Below are 21,736 nucleotides of genomic sequence, written 5' to 3'. Positions count from 1 at the left end.
AGTGGTGCCTGAAGCAGGCCAAAGCAGTCGGCCCGCAGTGCCAGGCACTCATTGAGCGGCTGTTCGCCGATCGGGTGCTCGAGCACCTGCGCGCCGCTCAAGGCGTGATCCGCCTGGGTGAGAAGTATGGCGCGGCGCGCCTAGAGGCGGCCTGCCAGCGCGCACTGAGCTTCGACAATCCGCGCTACCGCAGTGTCAAGACCATCCTCGAGAAGGGGTTGGATCAACAGCCCGATGCCGTCGCAGCCTTCGACACCCTGGCGGAGAGCTACACCGGTGGCGCGCGTTTCCTGCGCGATGCCGCTGAGCTGCTCTCGCACTGATGATGAACAGGACACCGCCGATGAATCCGATGCCTGAACTCGCTCCCATGCTGAAACAACTGCGCCTCTCTGGCCTCCTTGAGGCCCTGCCGGCGCGCAACCGCCAAGCCATCGAGGAGCACCTGTCCTATACCGACTTCCTCGCCTTGTTGATCCAGGATGAGCTCGCCCGCCGCGAGCAGAAACGCCTGAGCCAACGCCTGCGCCGGGCCAACTTCCGTTCGCACAAGACCCTGGAGCAGTTTGACTTTGCCTTTAATCCCGGCATCAACCGGGCCTTGATCCAGGAACTGGCGACCGGGCAGTTCATCACGGAGCCGGCCTCGGTGCTGATCGCCGGCCCGAGCGGGACGGGGAAGAGCCATCTGGCCCAAGCCTTGGCCGACTTTACCCCGGCAAATTAGCCCATTTTTCGCCGCCAGGCCGCGTGGTTGCTGACTTTATCGCCGATAGATTTTTTCAAATTGTAGCCATGCATGTGAAACATCGTTCCTTGCCATTTCAGGGTTAATGAGCCTAGAATTAGCCATGCAGACCGCGCATGGCAATTTGCACCTGGAAATCCAAACCACCCGCAAGAGTCCGGTGGGCCTCTTGCGCACCTCCTTTCGCGACAACGGCAAGATGTGCCACACCCAGCACGGGCGCATCACCGGCTGCTCACTGGAGCAACTCAAACTCCTGCAGTTGGCGTTCCGCGAGCGCGTGGTTCCCGTCGATGACCCGCAGGCGTTCCAGATTCGCAACAGCCGCGAAGTCGGCGCCAGTCATGCCATCCTGGCCGTTGCCAAGCAACTGGGCTTGCCTCGCATCCTCTACTCGCGTGCCGAGCCCTGGGTCAGCAGCGCACTGGCGATGATCGTCGGGCGCTTGGTCTATGCCGGCAGCAAACTCGCCTTATGCAACCATCATCCCAATACCTGCCTATGGGAGCTGTGCGGAATCGATGACACGCCTGAGGTTGAGGCGCACTGCTATCAACCCATGGACCGGCTGTTACAGCGTCAACAGGCCATTCAGAAAGCCTTGGCCGAGCGTCATCTGCGCAACGGCCAGGTGATCCTCTATGACATCACCAGCGTCTATTTTGAAGGCGACTACAAAGACAGCGAGTTGGTCGCCTTTGGCTATAACCGCGACGGCAAGAAAAGCCGCGAGCAAGTGGTCGTCGGGCTGATCTGCAATGCCGAAGGTTGTCCGGTCGGGGTGGAAGTCTATGCGGGCAACACCAAGGACGAGACCACCGTGGTCGATAAGGTGCATGAGATCAAGCGATGCTATGGCATCGAGAAGATCATCTTTGTCGGTGATCGCGGGATGGTCACCCGCAGCACGATTGACGCGCTCAACGATGAGAAGGACGTGCAGACCATCGGCGCCCTGACCCATGGCGAGATGATGACCTTGCTGAAGAACAAGGTGATCAGCCTCGACCTGTTCGATGAGCGCAACATCCATGAAGTCAGCGACCCTGAGGACCCGACCCGCCGGTATTGCCTCTGTCGCAACCCACAGACGGCCGTGCGTGAGTCTCAGAGGCGCCAACGGCTGCTCGATCTCACCACCAAGGCCCTGGCTGAGATCGCGGCCTACAAGCGCGCCACGACTGTCGAGAAGCTCGGTGCGCGCGTTGGCAAGGTGTTGGCCAAGTACAAGATGGGCAAATTCATCCAATGGGCGATCGAGGCCGATCCGCAACGGCAAACCTCTGGCCAGCATCGTCTCCTCTGGTCGATTGATGCCGAGAAGCTAGAGCACGAGAAGCGCTTCGATGGCTGCTATGTCATCACCAGCGATGTTGACCAGGAGCAGATGCAGACCTTGGATGTGGTGCGTGCCTATAAAAGGCTGGCCTTTGTTGAGCGCGCCTTTCGCAATCTCAAGACCGTGCAGTTAGAGATTCGCCCGGTTTATCACAAGACCGATGAGCGCATTCGCAGCCACGTCTTTCTCTGTATGCTGGCCTACTACCTGCAATGGCACATGGAACAACGGCTCGCGCCGTTGTTTGCCAACGATGGCCAGGGCGAAGATCGACGCTGGACCTTCCGCGGGGTGATCGATTGCTTGGCGCAGATCACGCGCAACAGCGTCGCGGTCAACGGCGCTGAGTTCGATCAGAACAGCACCCCAACACCGGAGCAAGAACAGATACTGGACCTCCTGCAAGTCACCCTGTAGCCACCCGCGTGAAATCCGAAATTGCCCGCCAGCCCAGTTGTGGCGGGGGATTTCGGCGGTTCCGTCAAGGGAAAATCGGCCAAATCAGCCGTAACTGGGCTGGACATCCGCTGTGCTCGCTCGACACAACGGCGTATGCCAAAGGCATCAAGGTCAGTACACGAGAAATGGCGACACTGAACATCCGGCGACGACGGCTCTGCCCCAACCTGAACTACACAATCAGGCCAAACAAATCGGGAAGTAGTTAATAGACACTTACTAACACCCAACGCCTGACTGTACTGAAGACGTGGTTCGAGCCGGGGGATCGACTGCGCGCCTTTGCGTGCTGGATGATCGAGCGAATCGTCGCTGAACAACAGGCCGCCTCCAGCGAGGCCGAGGCGCTCATCACAGAAGCAGGCACCGCCCTGCATGCGACTGACAGCACGGGCACCCCCCATTGGGTCGGCATGCAGCGCTTGCTGCGCCGCTTACAGGCGTTTCACTCCGAGTACCGGCGCGTCAAGTCGTATCAGGTCCGCATCATTCATGATCGCTCCGTCCTGTTGCTTGAAGAGGCGTTTCGGATCATCCTGAGACAGGCTGATCAGCCCGCCGACGGCTACCGACTCGCCGCAGACTACTGCGAGCACTATGACGGGAGGTACGGCACCACGTTGAACGGCCCGGCCAAGGCGCGCGTGCAAGCCATCGCGGATTTTGTCGCGGAGCAGGAAGCGCGGGAAGCTAAGTGACTGTCCATTTTCTACTTCCCGATCATCGCCCAACAGTGGCCCTCAAATCGGGAAGAAGTTGATGGACAGTTTCTAAGGCTCAAGGCCCGTCCGTTTCACTCGGCGTTTGAGGTATCCGTTGAATCGGCTGAGGATGCCGTCCTCATCACCGTCTCCAACAGCAGCCGATCAAGCGCCGCTTCATCGATCGGCCTTGTCGGCGGTGGCATGACCGCTTCCAGCCGTGTCAGCTCATGATCGATGAAGGCATTGAGGATTGGCAGGGGTGCTCCGACCTCCGCCTCTCCAACCGAGCGCTTGATCACCAGCAACTGCTCAATGGCCGCGCGGAGTTCAGGCTCATCGATCAAAGTCTCGGCCAGCGTCTCAAAACGCATCGGCACCGGACCGCGTTCCTGCTCGATCCAGAGCGTCGCTAGCAACGGGCGCAGCACGTAGAAGTACTTCTTCAACCGCACCTGCTCACGGGTCAGAAAGTCCCGATAGTTGCCACGCGCCATGTGCACGTAATGATGAAACGCCCGCTCTGGCTGTTAGGCGCAACCATGAAGCCAGCCTTCTGGAATAAACTCGCCGCATTCGGGGCAGACTCTTCCTGTTAAGAATGCCTCTCTGATTTGATGCCACGGGCCGGCTACCTCTAGCCCATACTGACCATCAGGATGCGTTACCGTTGCCGTCTCACTCATCAGCCAGACAAACAGTATCGAATCGCCACACTTCACCCGGACGCAAGGGCCATGCTGTTCATCGACGAAAACCTGAGCATCGATCTCTTTCATTTCCATGCCAGCCGCCTAACAAGCCGCTCAAGGCGACGCCAAACCGCGCTTTGAGCTTGGGTTGAAAGATCAGGCATTGTGCCCGGCGCGGTTTGGCGCGCCTTAGCTTGGTCGATAGACAGACTCAGCGAGTGCACGCAACCGCTGCAGAAACACCGGGTCAGCGCGATAGACGATCGGCGAGTCCAGCCACTCAATCAGCGTCGCGTTGCCCTTGCCGAGCAGTCCCAAGGCCTTACGCAGCTCCCAGCCATTGATATCCAGATCACCGCTGATCGGCCGCTCGATGACAGCGCGCTGAGGATCGCCGCGCACCGTTCGTGCGCTACCAATGCCCGCTCCCCGGCTCACCCTTGAACGGGCCGACCAGCTCATTGGTGATCCAGCCGCCGTAGAAGCCACCGGCCTGCGCGCGCACCGGCTCGCCAGCGACAACGCAGCGCAGCAGACTCGGATAGGCGGCAAACCAGCCGGCGATGACGCTCGCCTCGGCCTCGGGTCGTGGATAGCGCCAGAGTGCGTTGCGGATCCAGCCCGCGGCGCTGCCTTCAACATCGAAGTATTCGGCCTCGCCCTTCCATTCGCAGAAGCTGCGGCGCGCGCTGGGCCGCAGCCGGACTTGGTCCACCGCTTCTGGCGGCAGATAGAACGCTGGGGGGTGACCCGTCTCCAGCACCCGGATCGCGCGCTGAGTGCGGGCGATCCGCTGCTCGCCGGCATAGACCTCAACCCAGCGCTGGTCTGGCACATAGGCCGGTGGGCGCGGGTAATCCCAGACCGATTCCTGCCCTTCAGCAGGCACGACAGCAAACGGCGGCCGTTGCTGGCCGCGATAGGTCCAGGCGTTGCGGGCGCGTTCGAGATCCTGTGGGTTCATAGGGATTAGTCGCTCCCAGTTGGGTCGAAGGTTACCAAGGCTCGGTGGCCGGGCGCAGATCCAGCTCGAAGGTCCAAGCATCCTTTGGCTGACGATGCAGCCAGAGTAGCGTCTCGGCGATATGCTCGGGCTTGATCAAGCCCTGCTCACCCCGCGCTGCCGCCATCTCCGGCATCTGTTCATGCACCCGTGGGACATCGATAATCCCGTCGATGATCAGGTGTGCGACATGAATCCCTTGCGGGCCAACCTCGCGTGCCAGACTGCCTGCCAGTGCTCTCAGGCCATGCTTGGCCGCGGCAAAGGCGGAAAAGCAAGGGCTCTGTTTGACCGACGCGGTCGCACCGATGAACAGCAATGATCCAGAGCCGACCGGCAGCATGCGTTTGGCTGCCTCACGCGCAATCAGGAAGCCTGCCAGCGTGCTGCCCTGCCACAGCTCATAGAGCCGGCTGGGCTCGGTCTCGACCAGATGTCCCATCGCGAACCCGGCCGTCGCGAACACCACCAGCTCCGGAGTGCCGAAGTGCTCCGACGCGGTCTCGAACAGGGCGCTGACCTCGGCCGCATCGCTCGCATCGGCCGCGACGGCGAGAGCGCGGCCACCGGCCGCCTCGATCTCCGCGGCGAGCGCATCGAGCGCTTTCGCGTTGCGCCGGGTCAGCACCACCGGCCAGCCTTCAGCGGCCAACCGTTTGGCAACGGCGGCGCCGGTACCGGAGCCAGCGCCGACGATCATCGCGTAACCTGTGTGCATACCTTGTGTCTCCTGGACGATGAACGTCCGATCATAGGACCCGTTGTGCTGAGCGCTAGTGTGACATGGCACACCCTTGCTGGATCTGAAGCCAGCGCGTTCGGCATTCATGACCAACCCAGGAACCTGATTGACATCGTGTTCACTGATCGCCGCTCGGACCGCTGGCTGTTCGCCGTACTCTGGCTCCTGCTGCTGGCCTACGCGCTGTTGTTCGCACCTGCGGTTCCAGCGGACCTGCTCGGCCAACTCCGCGATCTCGCCTTGGCGCGCGTGCAAGCCGTCGATCCGATCGCGATCGCCGTGTTCAACCTGCTCGGGGTCTTGCCGGTCGCCTTCCTCGCCATCCTGCTGTTTGATACCGGCAAACCCAGCCCCTGGCCCTTTGCGCTGGGCAGCTTCGTCCTCGGTGGTGTCGTCTTGCTGCCCTATCTGGTGATACGGGACCTGCGCGCGCCCTTGCAGCCGGCACCCGGTGCCTTTGTGCGCGCGCTCGGCTCGCGGATCACCGGCCTGGTGTTGCTGCTGACGGCTCTGGGGCTGATTGGCTTTGCGGTCTTGGCTGGAGATCTGAGCATCTTCGCCGCCCAGCGTCAGGACTCGGCCTTCATCGCTGTGATGAGTGCCGACCTGCTGGTCTTGACCATCGCGCTGCATCGCTGTGCGGTGATGGATCGACAGCGGCGCGGGCTGCGCCTGAGCGGCTGGTCCGCTCTGGCTGTGCAGACGCCGCTATTGGGTCCGCTGCTCTATCTTGCGTTGCGCTAGCCGGCAACCCAGGACGACCTGAGGATGAGACCGCGCAGCGCTACAGGATCGGCTCGCTGAACGAGCGCAGCCGGTAGCGAATGCGGATCTGGCCAGCGTCCGTGCGTGTGGCGCTGAGCGGATAGCCCGAGTTGTCGAGGATGCTGGTCACCAGCGCCGCAACCAGCTCCTCAGGCGGGGTGTCCCGGTGCCGCTGTGCCAGGCGCTCGCGCGCATGCTCAAGCAAGGATGGATCGATCTCGAGCGTCAGGGTCTCAGCGGGCGCTCATGGATCGGGCGGAGTAGGGCGTTGGCCTCGGTGACGATGATCGTGCAGGAGTCGATCACCGAGCCGTCATTGCCTTGCCAATGCTCCCAGAGGCCAGCCATCGCGAATGGCGCCTGATCCTTGCGGCGGATCGCATACGGCTGCTTGCCATCCTTCCCCGCCTGCCATTCGTAGAAGGCATCGGCTGGAATCAGACAGCGACGCTGCGCGAACGCGGCCCGATAGGCTGGCTTGCTCGCCACCGTCTCCGCTCGGGCGTTGATCATGCTGTAACGGTTGTCCGGCCCCTTGGACCAGAACGGTACCAGGCCCCATCGCAGTTGCACCAGCTCGCGATGCTGCTGATCATCGACCAGTCGCACGGCGATCATCGGCTGCGTGGGTGCGACGTTGTAGCGCGGGCGGGCGCCAACTGCTGTCGTCTCGACCCCGAAGTGATCGGCGAGGGTGCCAGGATCGGCGAATTGGGCGAAGCGTCCGCACATGCCGGACTTCCTTAAGTGAAGGTGATTTCACCCAGCGCTTCAATCCGATGATCAGCCAGCGCCCGAGTCACCACCCGTTCATGACTGGAGGAAACCCAATCATGCCGTCCGAGTTCTCTCCCGACAATGCCTTTCTCGCTGAGCACGCCAGGCTGCTCTGCACGAATTATCGACGTCTCGTAGGAGCCGACTTGCTCGTTGCCAAGGCAGATCAGTCGCTGGCCGAGGCACTCTACCAAGCCCCATTCGTGGTGCTCTCGCATGGCACCGAGCCCGATCCGATCTTCAACTACGCCAACCGGACTGCCCAGCGACTGTTCGAGATGACCTGGGCGCGGATCACATCGATGCCATCGCGGTTGTCCGCCGAGCCGGTGAGCCGTGAAGAACGCGCACGGCTGTTGGCGGCGGTCTCCGAACGCGGTTTCATCGACGACTATCACGGTGTGCGCGTCTCCTCGTCCGGACGACGCTTCCTGATCGAACAGGCAACAGTGTGGACGCTGACTGACGCGCAGGGACGTCCAGCGGGGCAGGCCGCGACCTTCGCCAAGTGGACGCTGTTGATGTGAAGGAGCCATGACAGGCCGCGGGGGCGGTTAAGGGCCGCCCCTCTGAATTTTAGCTCAGGCCTTAGTTCCACTGGTGCTCGTCGACCTGACGCTCTGCTTCTTCCTTGGTGATGCCATAACGTTCCTGGACCTTGCCGACCAGCTTATCCTTGTTGCCTTCCACGGCCAGTAGATCATCGTCGGTCAGCTTCGCCCAGCGCGTTTTCGCCTGGCCTTGCAGTTGATTCCACTTGCCTTTGATTTCATCCCAGTTCATCGTTTTCACCTCGTTGATCATGTGATGGGTAGGCCCGGTGGACTCAGCGCGGAAGGCATCTCCCCGCTTGCGAGTCCAGTCGTGGCCTCCATGGACTTCGCACGTCCCGTGCCAGCTGCAAAGTCGCCGGGTGCTTGAGACGCTCAGTGCCCCCGGATCGACCTTGAGCGATAGGCCATGGCCAGGGTTAAGGTTGGATCTTGCGATCAGCGTTGACGCTCGGGGTCCGCGAGCCTGCAGCAAATCCCCCAGCACTGGTTCAAATAAACCGCACCCAACAGGGCGATTCCGCGGCGCGCCCGAGTGCAGAAGCGCTGGCTTGAGTGTCAGCCTCAGCTGTCTTAGCGGATGACATGGGTTCAATGATGGACTGCAGCGTTCTCAGTGGGCGCCTTTCGGCAGCGTTCCGGAGCGTCGATGGAGACGGCATTCGGGAACATGTTCAGCCAGGGGATACGCAGGCCATAGCCATTGATATGCACCGCCTTCTCGGGGCACGCTTGGCCAACACGGCGGGCGATGGATTGCAGCCGGGCGGAGTCGAACTTGAAGTAAGGTGGCGTAAATCCGGCATCTTCGTTTCTGAAAATCAAGGTGTCCGCGGTGCCAGCCTCAACGGTTTCGATGCGATATTGGACGTCCCGGCCGTCGCCAGTGGCGCCGGTAATCTGTACCTCCCAGGATTTTGGCCCCCAACGGAGGTAAAGAAAGCCGACGACAACGACGAGGACGATAACAAGGCCGAGTTTCATGTTGTTCTTCATGATGTTTGACTCCTTAGATGATCGTTGCGATTGAGTGATCACCGGGATTGAATCAAGAGTGATGGGCCGAAAGCGACGGATTGATGGGATGGCGAATCGATTGCTCGAACGGCCAGGGGGGCAGTTAGATGCGACCGACGACTCCGAGAATGCCGACGACGATCAGATAGATCGCCACGATGTAATTTAAAAATTTCGGCTGCACCAGGATCAGAATGCCGGCGACGAGGGCGAGGATTGGCTGTAAAGAGGGTTCGATCATGGCAATGACTCCATCGTCGATAAGATAAAACCGCGCCTGAGACGCGGTAGCGCTCGAACGCGTCATCGTCTTCCTTGCAATTGCCAATCCAGGTCGCGCAGCCGCGAGCCTGCGCTCGTGATCGAACTCAGGTCAGCTCGCCCGAGATCTCGAGCTGGTTGTCGACGGCGCGGACATGGGGTGCAAACCAGCACAGCGATTCGGCGAGCTGCCACTTCTTGTCATCGCTCACGGTCCCAATGAGGGTCGCTTCGCCGAGCCTGACCTCGACATGAATCGGCTGATCGCCAAGCCGTGGATGCTCACGCATCAGGGTGGTCGCCGCTTCAGCTATGGCTGCGTCCGGGTTCTCATTCAGCGGCTGATAGTTGATCAGATTACGCACGTCACGACAGGCACCGGTTTCCCAGGCCAGGCCTTCAGCCAGCGCTGCCAGTGATAGCTCAGGCACCCAGCCGCCCAAGTGGATGATGCCGTCACTCGCGATCACCCCGATCCAGGGTTGGGCGAGCGCTGGCGGGCGGTCGCCGGATTCCATCACACGAACCTCGGTGAGCAAGGACTCAGCGCGCAGCCTGTTGCGCACCTCGGCCGCCAGCGCTTCATCCGACTCCCGGATCGCCGGCTCGAGCGAGACGTCATCCTCGACGTCAGTCGTCGCGAGCGCTTTGCGTGCGAGTGGCGTGGCTTTGCGCCGTGCGGCAATCGAGGGGACCTCGCCGACAACGCGCCATTGGCAGGCCGGCTCGGTCTCGCGCGGGATGAGATGCAGTCGATCGGCCAGCTCGCCAATGTCCGGGTCATCGTGCCAGGCCTTGCGCACGGCGTTGATCTGTTCACTCTGGTGGGTCATAAGGGGGCGCCTCGGTTTCATTGCAAAGGAACGTCATGGGTTGAGGGTTCAGCTCAACGAGGCCAGTTCAACAAGCACCGGTTGAACAAGTACCGGTTGAACAAGCACTCATCCAACATGCACAAGGCATTCCGGAATCGAAATCATGGAGGCGCTGAAACGGTGATAACGGGTTGATGAGGCATGACGCCAATGCAGTCCAACGCTGAACGGGGCAAATCGCCTGCGATCGGGTGAAATCGCCACCTGGGACTGGAGTCGGACATGGCCGGTGAGGGAGCGCCGCTGTCGTGACCTCGAGCGTTGGCAGTAAGGCGTAAAGCCCGCGCCCCGGAAGCGCTTGGGTTCGGCGCTTGGGCTCGGCGCCTGAGTTGGGCGCCTGAGTTGGGTGCTTGGCGATTGTGCATGACGACGGCTAGCGACGACTTGGCATCGCTGTTGCTGGCACTCCGGTGGGCAGGCCGATTGCGATGCGACTGCCCGAGACAAGCGCGCGGCTGAGCCAGGGCGCCTAGGTTGGCGCTGACTGACGGGCCGTGATCAGTCGACTCAATCAACGGAGATTTCCATGCAATTCAAGACCAAGACGATAGCGAGCTCTGCACTGGCACTGGCGTTGACAGGCGCGACGTCGGTCTGGGCTGAAGACCCGATGACCCAGCCCGATGACAGCTGGATCAGCGTCAGCGGAACGGTCGAGAGCGTGACCCGTGACGCCTTCGTGCTCGACTATGGCGACGGACTGATGACCGTCGAGATGGATGACGGTGATCGCGATGCCGATGGCTATAAGCTGGTCAGGGGCGATAAGGTCACCGTCAACGGCCGCATCGATGATGATCTGTTCGAGGCGCGGACGCTCGAGGCGAGCAGCGTCTATGTGGAAAACATCGACACCTATTTCTATGCATCGGCCGTCGATGAGGAAGACATCAACGATGTCATCGTCACCGTCAGTACGCCGGTGGTGATCTCGGCGACGATCGTGCAGGGCAGGGTGACCGAGGTTGGAACAGATGAGTTTGTTGTCGATACGGGCCTCCGCGAGGTCCGCGTCGAGGTTGAGGAGATGGCCTACAACCCGCTCGACGACGAGGGTTACCAGAAGATTGAGGTGGGCGACCGTGTGAGTGTGACCGGCCAGATCGATAACGATCTGTTCGAGGGGCGCGAACTGGTTGCCGATTCAGTGGTCACGCTGTCAAGCAGCAGTTGATCGGCCGCGCTGACCGCTCGCCGGTTAAGGCGAGCTTATGGCGCCGCGCTTTCGCTTGGCCAGCTATCCGAGCGACTGGCCGAGCGACTGGCCGAGCGACTCGAACAAGACAGGCCTGCGCTCGACATGCGTTGAGCGCGGGCACTGATGTGGAGGTCTGTTATGCCCAATACTAAACTCTGGTTGATCGTGGCCGATGAAGGTCGTGCCGTGCTCTACGCGGCGGAGAGCCCGACCGGTCCGCTCACTGAGCTGCGCGATTTCATTGGCCCGAAAAACCGACTCTTGGACCAGGATCTGGTCACTGATCGCCCAGGTCGGGCGTTCGACTCGGGTGGAGAAGGGCGCCACGCGCTTGAGCCGAGGACACAGCCAGGCGAGGTCGAGGCTCAGCGCTTCGCCAAATGGCTCACCGAGACCCTGGATCAGGCGAGAACCGAGCAGCGCTTCGAGATGCTCGGGCTGGTGGCGCCGCCGGCCTTCCTCGGTCTGCTCCGCAAGAGTTTGTCGGATGAGACGGCTCGCCAGGTTGTGCTCGAGATCGACAAGGACTTGACTCGCTACGATGCCGAGGGGGTGCGAGCCCATCTGCCGGAGCAGCTGTTCGAGGTTGGTCTGGGTCGCTAGAGGGTCATCAATCAGTGGCGGACTCGATGCGGTCGCCGGTCTCCTCGATCATTTCCTGGGTCTCTTCGGTTGCCTGACGGGCGGGCTAGTCCGCTGTCAGGTCAGCCATTGGCAGCGAAAGCCGATCGATCCACGCTGCGCTGTCATGCCCGAACAGCACCATCGCGAAGCCGACGAGCAGGGCGGCGCTGAGCGATAGACCGATGCGCCAGGCCAGCCTTGGACCAGCGATCGTTGCGCAGAGCAGGGTCTTGAACAATGCGTTGGTGGTCAATGCGATGAGGATGGCGATCAGCGCCGTGCGCTGACCGATCTGCTCCAGCTCCATGCGGGCAATCGAGAGCGTGATCGCATTCAGATCGGCGACACCGGAGACCGCGGCGACACCGAGCAACCCCGCGCTACCAAAGATCTCCGCGCTGATGCGCGCGACCAGCATGACGACCGCCAACAGCAACCCGAAGCGCAACGCCTGGCCCAGGGCGAGGGGGTTGCTGACCTGCAGCGCGCCGGCCTCGAGCGGCGCTCCGCGGCGGAGCCAGAACGCGAGGGTTGGTAGCAAGGTCAGTAACGTCATGCCGATCAGGGGCGGCGCCAAGGCGAGCGCCAGACTCGGCTTCAGCAGCGTGACGATGACTAGGATGCGCGGAAACAGCGTGGTGTTCGCGATCAGGATGCCGGTCGCGATGAGGTTGGCCTGTGTGCGCTGATCTGTGTGCTGATGGCGCGCGATGCGGGCCATCTGCAACGTCAGCGCGGTCGAGGAGGCGAGTCCGGCGAGGAGGCAGGTGAGCGCGACACCCGCATTGGCCCCGAACACCTTGATCGCGAAATAGCCGACGTATGAGATCGTGGCGATCAAGACCACCAGCCACCAGAGCTCATAGGGGTTGAGCGCCTGATCCGGTCCATAGCCTTGGTCGGGCAAGACCGGCAGCAGGACCACGGTCATCAACAATAGCTTGAGGGTGGCTTGCAGCTCGGCTTGCTCGAGCCGGGCAAGCCAGCGATGTAATTGTGGTTTGTAGCCGAGCAGCAGTGTCGAGATGACTGCGGCCGATGCCGCTTCGGCTTGATGCCCCAGCGTTGAGAGGGCGGCCAGAGCAAATGCGAGCAGCTCGGCGATCAGGGTGGTGCTGCCGATGGCGTCTGTCTCTCGGACATGGAAGAGGTAGCTGCCGAGCGCGACGACAGCCAGGGCCAGGAACAGGAAGCCGAGAACGATGGGCGAGAGCGCCTGTGCGATCACGCCGCCAACGCCGCCAAGCAGGCCGATCAGGCCGAAGGTACGAACGCCGGCTGGCTTTTTATGATCGCCGTCCTGCTCGCCGTGCCAGCCGCGCTCGAGGCCGAAGAGGAGACCAATCGCGAGCGCAATGGCGAGCTCAGCCAGAATTCGGTGCTCCTCGCCGGAGATCAGGCTTGTCATGCTGCAGCTTGGTAGGGCGATGGCCGAAAAAGCGCGCGCCAAATTGCGCGGGATTTTCGTCTTCCTTCAAGGAGCGTCGTCGGCAGCATAGCCGGGCGCTGTGACCGACGACGCGATGCGGAAGGCGAGCGAAAAGACCAGCGAAAAGACCAGCAAGGCGATATGCGCTTTGACAGAAATCGCCTGAGATGTCGGTATCTCGACCGCTGGCTTCCTTGGATTCCGGGATCAAGGTCTCGCGATAGGCATGCCAGCTGGCATAGCCAAGGATGGGGGTGACGATGATCAAGCCGACAAAATAGGTCAGAATGCCGATGGTCACCAACAGTACGATCAGGATCGCCCACAGGCTCATCGCTGGCCAGTTATCGCCAACCGCGCGCCAGCTTGCGAATGCGGCGTTGATGGCATCCACGCGCTGATCGATCAACATCGGCAGCGATACCGCAGTGATGCGGAATGCAAGCACGGCCAACAGCAGTGCAATGCCCCCGAACACCAGCGCGAACGGCTAGCTTTGGCCGTAGAAGCGGTTGAGGCCGACGGTCAGTGACACGAGCAGCAGCGCCAGCGCCGCCACGGCGACGCCGTAGAGCAGACCGATGACAGGCGCCGCGATGAGGTCATCGAAGCCGCTTCGCAGCCACGAGAGTGGCTGGGCAGCGTGCAAGCGCCGGATGGCAAATCGGTGTTGCGGGGTTTGGCTGGTTTCCAAGACTAAGGTATTCATGATCACTCCTCCGCTCGTTGTCACGGATGATGGGATGCAGTGAACGCTGACAGGCGTCTAGCGATGGGCATCCTCGGCTCAACGTCATCGTGATCGAAGCAAAGGCTATGCCGAAGCGATTGGGCCAGGGCCTTGGCCCGGCAAGACCGAGATTGAGACGCGAGAGCAAGTGGATGCCGCGATGAACACCCGTCACAACCGAGATCGTCGCGATCAGGGTGATGACCGCGATAATCGCCACCTGCACTGTCTCCGCCTGAGGCACGCCCGAGAGACGACCCAAGCCGGCGTTGATCTGAATGGCGCCGAGGCCAAGGGAGGTGGCGACGCCGAACAGGGTACCGACGGTGGCCAGGATGTCGATGGCATGGCCGATCGGACCATGGATGCGCTTGCCGATCAGCGGATAGAGCAGCGATCGCGGCGCCAGCGGCAGCGCATGGCGCAAGTGGAAGTAAGCGATCGAGAGTCCGAAGACGATATCCAAAGGCCTGCTCGGCAGCGTCCGGCCAGTCGACACCGAGCATTACAAAGCCGATGACCCCGCCGCTGCGAGCTGCCCGCGCGGAGCGAGGTCCAACTGCTCGCCGGCGCGGCGTGCCAAGGTCGGCTATCCAGTGCGCGCGATGGACAGCGGTGAGACGTTGGAGATGGTTGACAGCGACATCAATGCGGCGCCGACGGCCGGACTCGGCAGGATGCCGGCACCATAGCCAACCCCGGCTGCTAAGGGGATGGCGGCAGCGTTATAGCCAGTCGCCCAGAACAGGCTCTGGATTATCTTGCCATAGGTCGCCTGATCCAGGCAGGAAGCGGCGTCCGGTGAGGACGTCGCTCGCCGCCTCGAGCGCACGCTCATCGATGCGGTCCCAGATGGTTTCTGGTAGGCCAGCGGCCTTGCGATTCAGGGCGCTCATCATGCCATCTTCCGGTTCTGTTGCTTGAGACTACCAAGGGTGAGGCCCTGCTGCGGGGCTTTTACCGCCGCGGCCGCCGGTGAGGCAGCGACCGGCGGCGCCTCCGCATGCTCGGTTGCGGTGCTGTCGGCGCCGCCTTCTTCAGTACCGGCGGGGGGCGACAAGGGAAGGCGCATCGCGCCACGGCGAATGAGGTCGGGGGCATTACAGCCAGCGATAGGGGCATTTCACCCAGTGTTACCCAGTCACTCGTCAAAAAGCCTGCGACCGATCCTCGTGACGCAGGCGGCCAACCGCAGTCAACCCCGGGCTGTAGGAATGCGATATCGCACAGCCTGAGGCTCGGAACCTGGGAGCTGGCATACGGGGTGCTTCAGACTGAGAGCGTGTCGGTGCAGTGGCGGGTCCGACGATCACCTTCACTGGAGGAGAAGACCGTTGCTCGACGGGGGTACAGAGAGTGAAGAAGGCATTGCTGGTCATCGTGCTGGTCATGGTCCTCGTCCCCTTGGGCGTGATGGCCTCCTGGATGCTTACCGAAGCGTCGCTGAAGGCGACCTCGGGACCAGACTTCTGCACGACCTGCCATACCATGGAACCTTTTGCCCGTACCTTTCAGGACGATGTTCACGGAGGCAATAACCCCCGTGGCCTCGCTGCGCAATGCACCGACTGCCACCTGCGCCACGACAATGTTGCGAGCTATCTCTGGACCAAGGCGCGCTTCGGTCTTCACGATGTCTGGGCGCAGCTCACCTACGACCTCGACGCCATCGACTGGCAGGCCGGGCTTGCACACCGCGAGCACTATGTCTTCGACTCCGGCTGCCTGAGGTGCCATCGCGACCTCGAGGACGCGCGCGGCAACAACCCCGCCTTCGTCGCCCATCGGCCGTACTTCCTCGGTGAGATCGAGAAGCAGTGTGTGAGCTGCCACGCCCAGGTCGGGCACCGGGAGCTTGCCGCGGCCCTGGCGCCATCCCCCAACAGAGGAGACTCCCCATGAACCGATGGACGACGCTTGCTCTGAGCTTGGCGCTCTTCGCCGGGCCTGCCGCCGCTCAGCCCGAGTTGGGCCAGTCTAATCCGGTCCAGTCCGACCCATCCCCGCGTGCTGGAACGCAGCAGGAAGCGGCTGAGAAGGACGCGGCGACTGGACAAGACAAGGCCCAAGTCAACGCCCAAGACAACGCAACGGAGACACTTGGCGACCTCAGCCAGGTGCGGTCGATCGTCATCGACCGCGGTGTCACCAAGCTCAGCAAGAGCTGTATCGAGTGCCACAAGCAGGACAATCCGGGCATCATCAGCGACTGGAAGCGCAGCCGCCATGCCCATGTAGGCGTCACCTGCCTCGACTGCCACCAGGTCTCGGCCGATGCGCCCAATGCCACCCAGCATGAGTCCCTCGTCGGCACCGATACCTACATCTCAGTGCTGGTGTCGCCGGATACCTGCGGGCGCTGCCATCCGCGCGAGCAGGAGCAGTTCAACCGCAGCGGCCATGTCCGCGCCTACCGCCAACAGATCCCTAAGGACGACCTTCACGCCTTGGTCCATATGCACGAGGGCCGCGGCCACCCCGAGCTCAGCGCCGCGCCGGACATGACCGGCTGTATGCAGTGCCATGGCACCGAGATCACCCTGGATGACGATGGCCGCCCAACGGCCCGCACCTGGCCCAACTCAGGCATGGGCAACATCTATCCGGACGGCAGCACGGGCAGCTGCGTCGCCTGTCATACCCGCCACCGCTTCTCCATCGAAGAGGCGCGGCGACCCGCCGCCTGCGCGTCCTGCCACCTGGGTCCGGATCACCCGGACATCGAGGTCTACGAGAACAGCAAGCACGGCCAGCTCTACGCCACCGAGGGCCACGAATGGCGCTGGGACTCGGCCGCCGATGCCTGGGAGCCCGGTGACTACCGCGCGCCGACCTGTGCCACTTGCCACATGAGCGGCATCGGCACGCTCAGTACCACCCACGATATCAGTGAGCGGCTGTACTGGAATCTCTGGGCAAAGCGTTCTGGCGTGCGAGACTCCGACGATGTGATGAGCCCCCTGCTCGGCGATGGTCCCGAGGGCAGAAAGAAGATGAAGCAGGTCTGCAGCGCCTGTCACGGCGAGCTGCACACCGAGAGCTTCTTCCATCAGGCCGATGCCGCGGTGCGCCTCTACAACGAGGCCTACTGGGACCCGGCCAAGGAGATGCGCGACGAACTGGCGGCCGAAGGGCTGCTGAAGGAGAACCCCTGGAAGGATGACTTCCAGATCACCTTCTACCACCTATGGCATCACGAAGGCCGCCGCGCCCGCCATGGGGCGATGATGGCCGGTCCCGACTGGGCCCATTGGCACGGTTTCTTCCAGCTTCAGCAGAGCTTCTACAAGCTCGAGGCGATCCACAAGGCGCGCATGGAGACCGGTCAGATCGAGCCGGGGCCGCCGAAGGGCATGAGCGGCGATCACTAGACCAGGAATGTCCTAGCGATTCAGCACCGCATCGATCTGCTCGCGGCTGAGGGTTTCGGCCTCGAGCAAGCGCTTGGCCAAACGCTCAAGGCGGTCGCGGTTCTCGTCGACGAGCTGGCGCGCATGCTGCTCGATGCCATCGATCAGCGATATGATCTCGGCATCGACCCGCTGGGCGGTGGCATCGCTGAACTTGCGCGCTCCCATCGCCAACGCAGGCGCACCTTGATCATCCGGATACTTGAACGCGACCGGTCCGATCGCCTCGCTCATGCCCCAGCGGGTGACCATGCGCCGGGCCAGCTCGGTCGCTTGATCGAGATCGGCCTCGGCTCCGGTGGTGACCTCGTCAAAGATCACTTGCTCGGCGAGGCGTCCACCCAACATCACCGCGATACGATCGCGCAGGTAGCCCTGGCGATAGGTATGGCGCCGCTCGGGCGGCACCTGCTCGGTAATGCCGAGGGCGCGTCCGCGCGGGATGATCGTAACCTTGTCGAGCTGATCGGCATTGGGCAGCAGCCAGGCCAACAGGGCATGGCCGGACTCGTGATAGGCGACCAACTCGCGCTCCTCGTCGTCGATACCCTGTTCACGCTCGGCACCCAGCACGATCTTGTCGCGTGCCTGCGAGAACTGTGACATCTCGACCTCGCCCTGCTTGGCACGGCCGGCGAGCAGCGCCGCCTCATTGACCAGGTTCTCGAGATCGGCGCCAGAGAAGCCAACGGTTCGCTCGGCCACGCGCTCGAGATCGACATCCTCGCCCAAGACCACCTTGGCGGCGTGGATCTTGAGGATCGCCTGGCGGGCATCGCGGTCGGGCAGCTCCAGGTAGACCTTGCGGTCGAACCGCCCCGGGCGCAGCAGGGCCTGATCGAGCACGTCAGGCCGATTGGTCGCGGCGAGCACCACGACATCCTCATGCGGCGAGAAGCCGTCCATCTCGTTTAGGATCTGATTCAGCGTCTGCTCGCGCTCGTCATTACCGCCACCTCCGCTGGCCAGGCCGGTGCCGCGCGAGCGGCCGATGGCGTCGATCTCATCGATGAACAGCACGCAGGGGCTCTGCTGCTTGGCATCATTGAACAGATCGCGCACGCGCGAGGCGCCGACACCGACGAACATCTCGACGAACTCGGAGCCGCTGACGTTGAAGAAGGGCACGCCAGCCTCGCCGGCGACTGCCCGCGCGAGCAGGGTCTTGCCGGTACCGGGCGGTCCGACCAGCAGGACGCCCTTCGGCAGTTTGGCTCCCAGGGCGCGAAAGCGCTGCGGATCAGAGAGATGGTCGATGATCTCCTGCAGGTCGGCCTTGGCATTCTCGAGCCCTGCGACCTGCTTGAGGCTGGTGTCGACCTCTTCGGACTCGACGCGCTTCGCCTTGGATTTGCCGATGCCGAAGAGACCGCCGCCTTGGCCATCGCCACCGCCGCCCATCATGCGTCGCTGCATGCGGTTGCTGAGGTAGAAGAACAGGCCGAGGATCAGCAGCCAGGGCAGCAGCGTGATCAGCACACGGCCAAACAGGCCGGTCTCGGTCGACTCGGCATCGATCTCGACATCGTGCTTCTCGAGCAGATCCAGTAGTCCTGGATCTTGCACTTGAGGCAGGGTGCTGATGAAACGCCCGCCAAGCTGCTCGGCCTTGCTGTTGTCTGCATCGGGTTCAGTTTCAACTGCTGATTCAGTCCCGGCTTTGGATTCGCCTTCGCCTTCGCTTTCGCCTCCAGTTTCGGCTCCAGTTTCGGCTCCAGCGCCGGCTTCGGCTTTCGACGCGTTGGCCTCCTGCGTCTCGTCTGAGGTTTCGCCTGAGGTTTCGCCCAGGGTTTCGCCTGAGGAGCCGTCTTTCGCGCCGTCAGTTGTGCGCTGGCTCTCCGCGGGGTCGATGAATCGCCCTCTGACCTGCTGGCCCTCGAAGGTCACCTGCGCGACGCGCCCCTCGCGCACGGCCTGCTTGAGTTCGGTATAGGAGATCTCTTCCGGACCCGGGGAGCGGAGCAAGCTCAGAGCCGTGGACAGCGCGAAGATCGCGATCAGGGCATAGATGGCATTCTGCCAAGGTGGTGTCCCGCCGGGTCGCTGAGGTCCGGGTTGGGCGGGACGGCCGGAATCGGGCCGCAGCGCCTTGAGTCGGTCGCGGAGTCCAGGCTTGGCTCCGGACTGTTGTTCAACGCTAGACATCAGATCTCCTGTGCAGTTGCTGTCTGGTCTTCCGGATCGCTCTGCGGCTCTTTCGGCAGAAATCCGGCAGGCATCGTGCCGGTTGTTTTGTGCAGGAATCGGGCCGGCTATCTGGAGCTCCTATTAGACCGATGCTGAGTCGGCGTGGTGGCAAGGAATGGTTCAAATGCCGCATCCCTGGGGCCTATGAACCAGTCCAATAGCCGGCGCTTGGGCGACTGCGCCCAGGCCCCTGCATCCAGAAGGCGCCCAGCGGCGCGTTTCTCCGAGTTGGCCCAGTTTCTGCTGGCCACTTTGCAAAAGATCCTGCTCCCAGTGGACGCGATCGCTGAGTGGGTATCGTGCCAGGTCATCGCCTCGCGACCAGCCACCTCACCGCTCCACTCCCCTGATCCAACTATCGTCCAAATCGAAGGAGACTCCCTAAATGACCAAGCGCTGGATTCGACGCCTCCTCTTCACGCTGATCGTCGTCGCCGTCATCGTTCCCGCCGTGATGGCTGCAGGCTGGATCGGCACCGAGAACATGATTGAAGAAACCTCGGACGCAGAGTTCTGCACCAGCTGCCACACCATGGAGCCCTTTGCGACCTCGCATGAGCAGGATGTCCATGGCGGCAACAACCCGGGCGGTGTGGTGGCGCATTGCACCGATTGCCATCTCCCCCACGACGGTGCGGCGCAGCATCTGTTTGCGAAGGCCAAGACCGGGACGCGCGACGCCATCGCACAGGCGATCTATCCGATCCATAAGCCCGATTGGATCGCTGAGCTCGAGGAGCGCGCCGAGTACGTCTACGACTCCGGCTGTCTCAGTTGCCACGCGGCCTTGAAGGATGCGACCAGCGATGATCCCGCGGCATTAGCCGCGCACAAGGCCTATTTCGGCGGCGACGTCGGCGAGGGCTGTGTCAGCTGCCATGCGAACGTTGGCCATAAGAATCTAAAGGTCATGCTCGACGCTCACTTCGATGAGGTCAGCCTCAGCGAGATGCCTGGGGACCGCGGCGATGCGCCCGTTGATCCGCCGCTCCCCGCTGAGGAAGAGAAGCCCGAGCAGAACGCCACCAGCAGCGAGGATGCCTGAGCGCAATGAACTACGAGCTCGACCCCGAACAGCCACTTGATGCTGAGGCTCGTCGGATTGCGACTGAGCTGATCGATCACGCCGTTGCAAAGATCGACGGCACCGAGGAGGCGCCGGATGAAGCCGTGCATCATGAAGCCGTGCATGAGGTCCGCAAGGACTGCAAGAAGCTGCGCGGTCTGCTGCGGCTTGTGAGACCGGCAGTGCCGAAGCTCTACACGCATGAGAATGCGGCATTCCGGGATGCCGCGGCCTCGCTGTCGGTGCTGCGTGATGCCGAGGCGGCGATCGAGACCTTCGATGCCTTGATCGATCATTTCCGCGACAACCTCGACCCGGAGTCGCTCGCCCCGCTGCGGCAACGGCTCGAGGACCACAAGGCCAAGGTTGCAGCGGGCGCTCAAGCACTCGACGAGCAGCTCGAGGGTGCGCGCACGGCCTTGGTCGCAGCCCGCGAGCGCATCCCGGGGTGGGAGCTTCCGTCGGAGGTCACTGATCCCGCCGATGATCCCGCTGATGACGCGGGCTGGTCCCTGATCGGACCGGGACTGCGCAAGACCTACAAACGCGGGCGCCGGGCCATGCAAGCAGCCTACGCGCAGCCGGGCGTCGCTACGTTCCATGAATGGCGCAAACGCGCCAAGTATCTGCGCTACCAGGTCAGGCTGCTGCGTGCGAGCTGGCCACGCGTGCTCAAAGCGACCTATAAGGAGACCAAACAGCTGGGCGATCTGCTTGGCGATGATCATGACCTTGCAGTGCTCGAGCAGGTCATTGAGGAGGCCGAGGAGTTCAGCCCAACCAATGATGCCGAGCAGATCCTGCTCGCGCTTGCTGCACAACGGAGTGAGCAGCTTCGCAACGCGGCCTATTGGCTCGGCTCGCGGCTGTACGCGGAGAAGCCGAAGCGGCTCGACCGACGCATGCAGTGCTACTGGCAAGCCGCACGAGGCCTGACGGCTGCCTGACCTGGCTGCCAGGATGAGGGGCTTGACGAGCGCCTCAGCGCTGTCTGAACGGCATCGGCGGCGCCGAGCAGGATCGATTCTTGAAACCGGTAGTGCTCTAGACGTGGTTTATCCGTAAAATCTGTAGAATAATATCGATATTTGCTTTTTATAAGGTTATTGTATGGCCGAGATCTCAGTGCTATGCCCGCAATGCGGTTCGGATCACGTCAAAA

Annotated in this window: 28 protein-coding genes and 2 pseudogenes; 12 read left to right on the top strand and 18 right to left on the bottom strand. The window is 62.4% G+C overall.

The features are described from left to right. The 4 genes and pseudogenes from CCR96_RS03250 to CCR96_RS03235 all read left to right on the top strand — a co-directional run. A pseudogene (locus tag CCR96_RS03250) lies at positions 1-323 on the top strand (IS21 family transposase); the annotation flags it as partial. Positions 324-352: 29 nt separating this feature from the next. Then, positions 353-727 (top strand): ATP-binding protein, encoded by a 375-nt coding sequence (locus CCR96_RS03245; protein ID WP_274601060.1) that lies wholly within the window; start codon positions 353-355, stop codon positions 725-727. A 106-nt stretch (positions 728-833) separates the two neighbouring features. Further along, positions 834-2,504: an IS1634 family transposase gene (locus tag CCR96_RS03240; protein WP_201217206.1), complete on the top strand. Its 1,671-nt coding sequence runs from the start codon at positions 834-836 to the stop codon at positions 2,502-2,504. 335 nt (positions 2,505-2,839) lie between these two features. Continuing rightward, positions 2,840-3,244 carry a hypothetical protein gene (locus tag CCR96_RS03235; protein ID WP_201217202.1) on the top strand — a complete coding sequence of 135 codons (405 nt, stop codon included), beginning with the start codon at positions 2,840-2,842 and terminating at the stop codon, positions 3,242-3,244. Positions 3,245-3,339: 95 nt separating this feature from the next. On the opposite strand, the pseudogene CCR96_RS03230 reads toward CCR96_RS03235, so the two are convergent. From CCR96_RS03230 to CCR96_RS03210, 5 genes and pseudogenes are all read right to left on the bottom strand, one after another. Continuing rightward, a pseudogene (locus CCR96_RS03230) lies at positions 3,340-3,762 on the bottom strand (DNA polymerase beta superfamily protein); the annotation flags it as partial. 15 nt (positions 3,763-3,777) lie between these two features. After that, complete coding sequence (locus CCR96_RS03225; RefSeq protein WP_201217194.1) at positions 3,778-4,032, bottom strand: hypothetical protein; 255 nt, start codon at positions 4,030-4,032, stop codon at positions 3,778-3,780. Positions 4,033-4,128: 96 nt separating this feature from the next. Continuing rightward, the gene (locus CCR96_RS24390; protein ID WP_338035797.1) at positions 4,129-4,341 is read right to left on the bottom strand and encodes a DNA polymerase beta superfamily protein; all 213 of its coding nucleotides are present in this window, start codon (positions 4,339-4,341) and stop codon (positions 4,129-4,131) included. A 10-nt stretch (positions 4,342-4,351) separates the two neighbouring features. Next, positions 4,352-4,903, bottom strand: coding sequence for a DUF427 domain-containing protein (locus CCR96_RS03215; RefSeq protein WP_201217190.1), 552 nt, complete (start codon positions 4,901-4,903; stop codon positions 4,352-4,354). A 31-nt stretch (positions 4,904-4,934) separates the two neighbouring features. After that, a complete protein-coding gene (locus tag CCR96_RS03210) occupies positions 4,935-5,660 on the bottom strand; it encodes an SDR family NAD(P)-dependent oxidoreductase (RefSeq protein ID WP_201217186.1) in 726 nt (241 codons plus the stop codon). A gap of 138 nt (positions 5,661-5,798) precedes the next feature. Here CCR96_RS03210 and CCR96_RS03205 point away from each other — a divergent pair, with 138 nt between their 5' ends. Continuing rightward, positions 5,799-6,428, top strand: coding sequence for a hypothetical protein (locus tag CCR96_RS03205; RefSeq protein ID WP_201217170.1), 630 nt, complete (start codon positions 5,799-5,801; stop codon positions 6,426-6,428). Positions 6,429-6,468: 40 nt separating this feature from the next. Here the strand turns inward: CCR96_RS03205 and CCR96_RS03200 are convergent, their stop codons facing one another. Both CCR96_RS03200 and CCR96_RS03195 read right to left on the bottom strand, forming a co-directional pair. Further along, positions 6,469-6,654, bottom strand: coding sequence for a hypothetical protein (locus CCR96_RS03200; protein ID WP_201217167.1), 186 nt, complete (start codon positions 6,652-6,654; stop codon positions 6,469-6,471). A gap of 20 nt (positions 6,655-6,674) precedes the next feature. Then, entirely contained in the window at positions 6,675-7,181 is a 507-nt protein-coding gene (locus tag CCR96_RS03195; protein ID WP_201217165.1) for an SOS response-associated peptidase, read from the bottom strand. 101 nt (positions 7,182-7,282) lie between these two features. Between CCR96_RS03195 and CCR96_RS03190 the strand changes: the two genes are divergently transcribed. Further along, on the top strand, positions 7,283-7,753 hold the full coding sequence (locus tag CCR96_RS03190; protein ID WP_201217161.1) for an MEKHLA domain-containing protein: 471 nt from the start codon (positions 7,283-7,285) through the stop codon (positions 7,751-7,753). Positions 7,754-7,814: 61 nt separating this feature from the next. On the opposite strand, the gene CCR96_RS03185 is transcribed toward CCR96_RS03190, so the two are convergent. The 4 genes from CCR96_RS03185 to CCR96_RS03170 form a co-directional block, all read right to left on the bottom strand. Then, a complete protein-coding gene (locus CCR96_RS03185; RefSeq protein ID WP_201217214.1) occupies positions 7,815-8,009 on the bottom strand; it encodes a CsbD family protein in 195 nt (64 codons plus the stop codon). 359 nt (positions 8,010-8,368) lie between these two features. After that, positions 8,369-8,773, bottom strand: a complete 405-nt coding sequence (locus tag CCR96_RS03180; RefSeq protein ID WP_201217157.1) for a DUF1523 family protein — start codon at positions 8,771-8,773, stop codon at positions 8,369-8,371. A gap of 124 nt (positions 8,774-8,897) precedes the next feature. After that, entirely contained in the window at positions 8,898-9,035 is a 138-nt protein-coding gene (locus CCR96_RS03175) for a DUF3096 domain-containing protein (RefSeq protein ID WP_201217153.1), read from the bottom strand. Between the two features lie 127 nt (positions 9,036-9,162). Next, positions 9,163-9,888, bottom strand: a complete 726-nt coding sequence (locus tag CCR96_RS03170) for a BON domain-containing protein (protein WP_201217152.1) — start codon at positions 9,886-9,888, stop codon at positions 9,163-9,165. Positions 9,889-10,456: 568 nt separating this feature from the next. Here CCR96_RS03170 and CCR96_RS03165 point away from each other — a divergent pair. Both CCR96_RS03165 and CCR96_RS03160 read left to right on the top strand, forming a co-directional pair. After that, positions 10,457-11,104: a hypothetical protein gene (locus CCR96_RS03165; RefSeq protein WP_201217149.1), complete on the top strand. Its 648-nt coding sequence runs from the start codon at positions 10,457-10,459 to the stop codon at positions 11,102-11,104. Positions 11,105-11,266: 162 nt separating this feature from the next. Beyond that, a complete protein-coding gene (locus CCR96_RS03160) occupies positions 11,267-11,731 on the top strand; it encodes a host attachment protein (RefSeq protein ID WP_201217146.1) in 465 nt (154 codons plus the stop codon). An 85-nt stretch (positions 11,732-11,816) separates the two neighbouring features. Here CCR96_RS03160 and CCR96_RS03155 read toward each other — a convergent pair whose 3' ends face one another. The 6 genes from CCR96_RS03155 to CCR96_RS03130 form a co-directional block, all read right to left on the bottom strand. Beyond that, positions 11,817-13,160: an MgtC/SapB family protein gene (locus tag CCR96_RS03155; RefSeq protein WP_201217143.1), complete on the bottom strand. Its 1,344-nt coding sequence runs from the start codon at positions 13,158-13,160 to the stop codon at positions 11,817-11,819. Continuing rightward, complete coding sequence (locus CCR96_RS03150; RefSeq protein ID WP_201217139.1) at positions 13,117-13,659, bottom strand: DUF2189 domain-containing protein; 543 nt, start codon at positions 13,657-13,659, stop codon at positions 13,117-13,119. The genes CCR96_RS03155 and CCR96_RS03150 overlap by 44 nt, the downstream gene beginning before the upstream one ends. A 12-nt stretch (positions 13,660-13,671) precedes the next feature. Continuing rightward, entirely contained in the window at positions 13,672-13,890 is a 219-nt protein-coding gene (locus tag CCR96_RS03145) for a hypothetical protein (RefSeq protein ID WP_201217218.1), read from the bottom strand. Beyond that, positions 13,784-14,410 (bottom strand): BCCT family transporter, encoded by a 627-nt coding sequence (locus CCR96_RS03140; RefSeq protein ID WP_201217135.1) that lies wholly within the window; start codon positions 14,408-14,410, stop codon positions 13,784-13,786. Before CCR96_RS03140 ends, CCR96_RS03145 begins: the two co-directional genes overlap by 107 nt. Positions 14,411-14,636: 226 nt before the next feature. Further along, a complete protein-coding gene (locus tag CCR96_RS03135; RefSeq protein WP_207191842.1) occupies positions 14,637-14,807 on the bottom strand; it encodes an encapsulin in 171 nt (56 codons plus the stop codon). Continuing rightward, positions 14,807-14,971, bottom strand: coding sequence for a hypothetical protein (locus CCR96_RS03130; protein ID WP_201217127.1), 165 nt, complete (start codon positions 14,969-14,971; stop codon positions 14,807-14,809). The genes CCR96_RS03135 and CCR96_RS03130 overlap by 1 nt, the downstream gene beginning before the upstream one ends. A gap of 296 nt (positions 14,972-15,267) precedes the next feature. On the opposite strand from CCR96_RS03130, the gene CCR96_RS03125 reads away from it, so the two are divergent. Further along, positions 15,268-15,813, top strand: a complete 546-nt coding sequence (locus tag CCR96_RS03125; RefSeq protein WP_201217123.1) for a NapC/NirT family cytochrome c — start codon at positions 15,268-15,270, stop codon at positions 15,811-15,813. Next, positions 15,810-17,282: a multiheme c-type cytochrome gene (locus CCR96_RS03120; protein ID WP_201217120.1), complete on the top strand. Its 1,473-nt coding sequence runs from the start codon at positions 15,810-15,812 to the stop codon at positions 17,280-17,282. The genes CCR96_RS03125 and CCR96_RS03120 overlap by 4 nt, the downstream gene beginning before the upstream one ends. Positions 17,283-17,294: 12 nt before the next feature. On the opposite strand, the gene ftsH is transcribed toward CCR96_RS03120, so the two are convergent. After that, positions 17,295-19,466, bottom strand: coding sequence for an ATP-dependent zinc metalloprotease FtsH (ftsH, locus tag CCR96_RS03115; protein ID WP_201217117.1), 2,172 nt, complete (start codon positions 19,464-19,466; stop codon positions 17,295-17,297). A gap of 427 nt (positions 19,467-19,893) precedes the next feature. Here ftsH and CCR96_RS03110 point away from each other — a divergent pair, with 427 nt between their 5' ends. Both CCR96_RS03110 and CCR96_RS03105 read left to right on the top strand, forming a co-directional pair. Further along, complete coding sequence (locus CCR96_RS03110; protein ID WP_201217113.1) at positions 19,894-20,553, top strand: cytochrome c3 family protein; 660 nt, start codon at positions 19,894-19,896, stop codon at positions 20,551-20,553. A gap of 5 nt (positions 20,554-20,558) precedes the next feature. Further along, positions 20,559-21,521: a CHAD domain-containing protein gene (locus CCR96_RS03105; protein WP_201217110.1), complete on the top strand. Its 963-nt coding sequence runs from the start codon at positions 20,559-20,561 to the stop codon at positions 21,519-21,521. Positions 21,522-21,736 lie beyond the last annotated feature (215 nt).

The sequence above is a fragment of the Halochromatium roseum genome (assembly GCF_016653315.1).
Lineage (GTDB): Bacteria > Pseudomonadota > Gammaproteobacteria > Chromatiales > Chromatiaceae > Lamprobacter > Lamprobacter roseus.
Note: the sequence above shows the minus strand (reverse complement) of the source record. Positions and strands in the feature narration are given on the sequence as shown.